5 protein-coding genes and 1 pseudogene are annotated in these 6,109 nt (G+C 70.2%); 3 read left to right on the top strand and 3 right to left on the bottom strand.

Annotated features, from left to right (window positions below):
- Positions 1-208 (top strand): annotated as a pseudogene (locus A612_RS11610) (EamA family transporter RarD); the annotation flags it as partial.
- A gap of 13 nt (positions 209-221) precedes the next feature.
- Here the strand turns inward: A612_RS11610 and A612_RS11605 are convergent.
- Complete coding sequence (locus A612_RS11605) at positions 222-848, bottom strand: pseudouridine synthase (RefSeq protein ID WP_040436727.1); 627 nt, start codon at positions 846-848, stop codon at positions 222-224.
- Between the two features lie 368 nt (positions 849-1,216).
- Here A612_RS11605 and A612_RS11600 point away from each other — a divergent pair, with 368 nt between their 5' ends.
- Positions 1,217-2,668 (top strand): aspartate ammonia-lyase, encoded by a 1,452-nt coding sequence (locus A612_RS11600; RefSeq protein WP_040436726.1) that lies wholly within the window; start codon positions 1,217-1,219, stop codon positions 2,666-2,668.
- Positions 2,669-2,726: 58 nt separating this feature from the next.
- Here the strand turns inward: A612_RS11600 and A612_RS11595 are convergent, their stop codons facing one another.
- Positions 2,727-3,578, bottom strand: coding sequence for an META and DUF4377 domain-containing protein (locus A612_RS11595; RefSeq protein ID WP_040436724.1), 852 nt, complete (start codon positions 3,576-3,578; stop codon positions 2,727-2,729).
- Positions 3,579-3,693: 115 nt separating this feature from the next.
- Positions 3,694-5,493, bottom strand: a complete 1,800-nt coding sequence (locus A612_RS11590) for a glutamine--tRNA ligase/YqeY domain fusion protein (protein WP_019374641.1) — start codon at positions 5,491-5,493, stop codon at positions 3,694-3,696.
- 195 nt (positions 5,494-5,688) lie between these two features.
- Between A612_RS11590 and A612_RS11585 the strand changes: the two genes are divergently transcribed.
- Positions 5,689-6,057, top strand: a complete 369-nt coding sequence (locus A612_RS11585; protein WP_040436722.1) for a hypothetical protein — start codon at positions 5,689-5,691, stop codon at positions 6,055-6,057.
- Positions 6,058-6,109 lie beyond the last annotated feature (52 nt).

Raw genomic sequence — 6,109 nt, 5'->3', positions numbered from 1 at the left:
GGGGAGCCGCTGGCTGCCGCTGGCGCTCTTCGGGTTGCTGAGCTACGTGGAGCCGGTGTTGCTGGCGCTCGTCGCGCTGCTGCTGGGCGAGAGCATCGCGCCGGCGCAATGGCCGACCTACGGCCCCATCTTCGCTGCCGTGGCCGTGCTGGTGCTCGATGGGGTCCTGCGCCTGTATGCCGGGCAGACCCGGCCAGCCGCGACCTAGCGCCGCTGCGGCCTCAGGGGACGGGCAACGCTTCCCACTGCCCAGGCTCCAGACCCTCCAGGGTGTAGGCGCCGATCGCGACGCGCACCAGCCGCAGCGTCGGGTGGCCGACGGCGGCCGTCATGCGCCGCACCTGCCGGTTGCGCCCCTCGCGGATGGTCAGCTCGATCCAGCCATCGGGAATGTGGCGCCGCACGCGGATGGGGGGCTCGCGCGGTGGCAGCGCCGGGGGAGCCTGCAGCCGCCGGACTTCGGCCGGCAGGGTGGGGCCGTCCGACAGCAGCACCCCGGAGCGCAGGCGCTGCAATGCCTCCTCGCCCACCTCGCCCTCGACCTGTGCCAGATAGGTCTTCGGCATGCGGTGGCGCGGGTCGCTGATGCGGGCCTGCAGCGCACCGTGGTTGGTCAGCAGCAGCAACCCCTCGCTGTCGGCATCCAGCCGCCCGGCCGCGTACACCCCCGGCACGTCGATGAACTCCTGCAGCCCGCGCCAGCGGCCCTCCGGCGTGAACTGGCTCAGCACGCCATAGGGCTTGTAGAAGCGCAGCAACCGCACCGGCGCGGCGGCCGGGAAAGACCCCGCAGGGGCGGGGGCTGGGCGGGAGCGGCGATGCGTCGGGCGGCGGGGCGGAGCAACCATGGCGGCAGTGTAATTGTTGCGATGCAGCAACGAAGTCGGCCGGCGGAGGTCCAGGGTTATGCGCCAAACGGATAGTTCCATGCATTGGTCGTGCATTGGGTCATAATCGCCCCCAAGCCCGGTGGGGTTGCGCTCGCCAAACGGGCGGCGCGCCAGCACCGGACCTGCTTTCACGGATGTCCCTGCCCCGGGCCCACCGCGCCCGGGGCAGGCCGCGCAGCCCAACAGGCGAGCGCCCTCCGGCCAGCGACCTGGACCTGTGCCCGGCGCCGCGCCCCGACCCACGGGCAGCGCCTGCCATGCCAAGCCCTGCTTCCTTCGCCCTTTTGTTTTTTTCTTCCTCGCTGCCACTGCGGCCCGCCATCGCCATGCGCCAAGAACAGGACTTCCTCGGCTCCAAGACCATCCCCTCCGACGCCTACTGGGGCGTGCACACGGCACGTGCCGTGGAAAATTTCCCGATCACCGGCCAGGCCGTCTCGTGCATGCCCGACCTGATCCGTGCCTTCGCCTACGTCAAGAAGGCAGCGGCCCAGGCCAACCTGGAGCTGGGGGTGCTTGGCAAGACCGAGGCCCAGGCCATCGGCCGTGCCTGCGACGACCTGATCGCCGGGCAGCTGCACGAGCAGTTCATCACCGACGTGATCCAGGGTGGGGCCGGGACCTCCACCAACATGAACGCCAACGAGGTGATCGCCAACCGGGCGCTGGAGCACCTGGGCCTGGCCAAAGGCCGCTACGACGTGATCCACCCCAACGATCACGTCAACGCCTCGCAGAGCACCAACGACACCTACCCGACGGCCGTCAAGCTCGCCACCTGGTTCGGCATCGAGACGCTGCTGGCGGCGCTGGCCTCGCTGCGCGGAGCCTTCGAGGCCAAGGGGCGGGAGTTCGCCTCGATCCTGAAGGTCGGACGCACGCAGCTGCAGGACGCCGTGCCGATGACGCTCGGCCAGGAATTCGACGCCTTCGCCGCCATGATCGCCGACGACGAGGCGCGCCTGCGCGACTCGGCGCGCTTGCTGTGCGAGATCAACATGGGCGGCACGGCCATCGGCACCGGCATCAATGCGCCGGTGGGCTACGTGGACGTGGTCACGCCGCGGCTGGCCGAGCTGTCGGGCGTGCCGGTGCGGCCCGCGGCCAATCTGATCGCCGCCACCGCCGACACGGGCGTGTTCCTGGACATCTCCGGCGTGCTCAAGCGCATCGCCGCCAAGCTCTCGAAGATCAGCAACGACCTGCGGCTGCTGTCCTCTGGTCCGCAGGCGGGGGTGGGCGACATCCGGCTGCCGGCGCGCCAGGCGGGCTCGTCCATCATGCCGGGCAAGGTCAACCCGGTGATCCCGGAGGTGGTGAACCAGGTGTGCTTCGAGGTGATCGGCAACGACGTGGCGATCACCATGGCGGTCGAGGCCGGCCAGCTGCAGCTCAATGCCTTCGAGCCGCTGATGGCCTGGGCCCTGCACAAGAGCCTGCACCACCTGGCGCACGCCTGCCAGACGCTGCAGGTGCATTGCGTGGAAGGCATCGTCGCCAACGAGGCGCTGCTCGAAGCGCGCATCGCCCAGTCGGTGACGCTGGTGACGGCGCTCAACCCGCTGATCGGCTACGAGAAGTCGGCCGCCATCGCCAAGGCAGCGCTCGCCTCGGGCCGGCCGATCGCCGATGTGGCCGAGGAGCTGGGCATCATGGGCCGCCAGGAGATGCAGCAGCTGCTGGTGGCCGAGCGCCTGACCCAGGCCGGCGCCCTGACCCCGGATGTGGGGGCCGCTGCCCTGCAGTCCGCCACCGGGGCCTGCCTGGCCGGCAACTGAGCGCAGAGCCTGCGCCGCGCGTCGCCCCTCCAGGGGCGGGCGCGGCGCGCACGCGCGCTCAGCGCACCCGTTCGGTCTCCACCACCATGTCGAGCACGTAGACCGCGCCCGGGGCGTCGGCCGGCGGGTTCGGTCGCTCGAAGCGGTTCACCCGCAGGATGTTGCGCTGGCCGCGCTCGTGGGCATAGCCCTCGATCTCGCCGTACAGCGGCTGCCACGGGCCGGCGCTCTGGCGCACGCCATTGTGGTCGTAGTAGATCTCGCGCACCTTCAGGCACTGTGCATTGGCGACCACGCCATGGCTGCAGGCCATGCGCTCCGGCGCCACCTCGAGGAACATGCGCTCGCCGGCGCTGCCGTGGCGGGTCTGCGCGGTCGGCACCCCGGTCAGCTCCCAGCGGCTGCCGTCCCGGAAATGCAGCACCAGCAGGGGCGGCCCGCCGGCGTTGTTGCGGATCTCGTAGCTGGCGGCGCCCTGCAGCTGCTGGCCCATGCGCCGCTCCAGGTCCATCAGCGAGGAGTTGGGGCAGGCGCGCTTGGTGGACACCCCCTGGCTGAGTACCAGGTCGCGCCCCTGCAGCCGGTAGCTGCTTCTGAGGACGTTGCACAGGTTTTGCACGGACACGCGCCCGTCCTCGAAGTGCAGGCGGGGGGCGCGCTCGCCGGGGACACGCCAGCGCGTATCGCTGCGCCCGCGGGTATCGGCCATGGCGACCAGCTCCCAGTCGTGGGTCGTCAGTTGGGGCGTGATGGCGGCCGCGGGGGCGCCGGTTGAAGGCTGGCTGACCACCGTGCCCTGCACGCCCGGCGGGGCGGAGGCATCCGCGCCCGCGGGGTTGCCGGCGCAGGCGGTCATCAGAGCGGCCAGGCCGGCCACGGAGAGGGCTTGGAGGGGAAGGGACAGGCGCATCGTTTCTCCCGGAAGGGTGTTTGTGGTGGGACAGCCCCGACCCTAATCCAGCCGGGCGCCTCCTTGGGTAGGAAGGAGGCGCCTGTGTCTGTCTGTCGATGCAGGAGCGCGGTGTTCAGCGCCCGCCCCACGAGTCCTTCAACCCGGTGATGCGGTTGAACACCGGCCGCTCGGGCCGGTGGTCGCGCTGGTCGGCGACGAAATAGCCGAAGCGCTCGAACTGGAAACGCGCTTCGGGCTGGGCTTTCGCCAACGAAGGTTCGACCCAGGCGGTCGCCACCTTGAGGCTGTCCGGGCTGAGCAGCGCCAGGTAGTCCTTGCCGCCGGCGTCCGGCTGCGGGTCGGTGAACAGCCGGTCGTAGAGCCGCACCTCGGCCTGCAGCCCATCCTGCACGCCCACCCAGGTGATGGCGGCCTTGACCTTGACGCTGTCGGCGCCGGGGGTGCCGCTCTTGGTGCCTTCCACCACGGTGGCGAGCACGCGCGTCACGTTCCCGTCGGCGTCCTTCTCGCAACCAGTGCACTCGATCACATAGCCGCCCTTCAGGCGCACGCGGTTGCCCGGAAACAGGCGCTTGTAGCCCTTCGGGGGGTTCTCGGCGAAATCCTCGCGCTCGATCCAGGTCTCGCGGCCCAGGGTGAAGCGGCGCAGGGGTGGCGCCTCGCCTTCCCGGGCGTGGGGCAGGGCGGGCAGCTCGCACTGCTCCAGATGGTCGGCAGAGCCGAAGATCTCCGCCCAGTTGGTCAATTCCAGCTTGAGCGGATCGAGCACCACCATGGCGCGCGGCGCCCGCGCCTCCAGGTCGTCGCGCAGGCAGGCCTCCAGCAGCGCATAGTCGATCCAGGCGTAGTCCTTGGTGACGCCGATGCGCTCGCAGAAGTCGCGGATGGACTCGGGCGTGAAGCCGCGCCGGCGCAGGCCTACGATGGTCGGCATGCGCGGGTCGTCCCAGCCGGAGAGCGTTCCGCTGTCCACCAGATGCTTGAGCTTGCGCTTGCTGGTGACGACGTAGGTCAGGTTCAGCCGCGCGAACTCGTACTGGCGCGGCTGCGGCTGCGCGATCAACCCGCCTTCCTTCAGCCGGTCGAGCACCCAGTCGTAGAACGGGCGCTGGTCCTCGAATTCCAGCGTGCAGATGGAGTGCGTGATGTGTTCCAGCGCGTCCTCGATGGGGTGCGCGTAGGTGTACATGGGGTAGATGCACCAGCGGTTGCCGGTGTTGTGGTGCTCGGCGTGCTTGATGCGGTAGATGGCCGGGTCGCGCAGGTTGATGTTGGGCGAGGCCATGTCGATCTTCGCGCGCAGCACGGCCGCGCCTTCCGGGAGCTTGCCGTCGCGCATCTCGCGAAAGCGCGCCAGGTTCTCCTCGATGCTGCGCCCACGCCAGGGGCTGTCGGTGCCGGGCGTGGTGAAGTCGCCGCGGCTGGCGCGCATTGCCTCGGCGCTCTGCTCGTCCACGTAGGCCAGGCCCCGCTCGATCAGGTACTCGGCGGCGCGGTACATGAAGTCGAAGTAGTCACTGGCGTAGTACAGGTGCTCGTGGCCGTCGGCGTCGCGCCAGTCGAAGCCGAGCCAGCGCACGGCTTCGACGATGGCGTCCACGTACTCCTGCTCCTCCTTTTCCGGGTTGGTGTCGTCGAAGCGCAGGTGGCAGATGCCGCCGTAGTCGCGCGCCAGCCCGAAGTTCACGCAGATGCTCTTGGCGTGGCCCACGTGCAGGTAGCCGTTGGGCTCGGGCGGGAAGCGCGTGCGGATGCGTGCCGTGTCCACGCTGCCCTGGCGATGGTGCTCGGCGTCGCCCGGGCTGCCGCCCCAGCGGCGGCCGGCATGGGTTCCCCGTGCGAGGTCGGCCTCGATGATCTGGCGCAGGAAGTTGGTCGGCTTGGGTGTGTCGTTGGCGGCAGGGGTGCTCATGGCGCAATTCTAGGGCGCGCACCGGTTACAGCCGGTGACGCCGCCCCATACGTCCGGACACAAGAAAATGCGAGACTGCTGCCATCCTGGAGGCCAACTCGCGCGTTATGTACCCAAAGTCGCGCTTCTTGCTGCTTCTTTGATCCTGCTTTGCAATGCACTGGGACGGCCAGGTGGCCGTCGAAGGAGGTCCTCATGACAAACAACCGCTCATGGATGAAGGCGGTCGCCTCGCTGGCGCTCGGGCTGGGGTTGCTGGCCGGCGCGGGGGTGGCCCAGGCGCGCAGCGATGTGTACTGGTCGGTCGGCATCGGTGTGCCGGGGGTGGTGGTGGGCGCGGGCAATGCCGCGCCCGTGTACTACACGCCCCCGCCGGTCTACTACGCTCCGCCGCCGCCCGTGTACTACGCGCCGCCGGTGTACCGCGCGCCGCGGCTGGTCTATTACGCCCCGCCGGTGGTGGTGGCCCCGCGACCGCCGGCCCACCACTGGCGTGGCCACGGAGGCGGTCACCACCGCGGAGGCGGTCACCACCGCGGGGGCGGGCACCGCCACGGGCGTTGAGTCCAGGGCGGGGCGGCGGGCCGGCGATGCGGCTCGCATAATGGCGGCTTCC

The organism is Melaminivora alkalimesophila (assembly GCF_000282995.1).
GTDB lineage: Bacteria > Pseudomonadota > Gammaproteobacteria > Burkholderiales > Burkholderiaceae_C > Melaminivora > Melaminivora alkalimesophila.
This window is presented reverse-complemented; position numbering and strand designations above follow the sequence as displayed.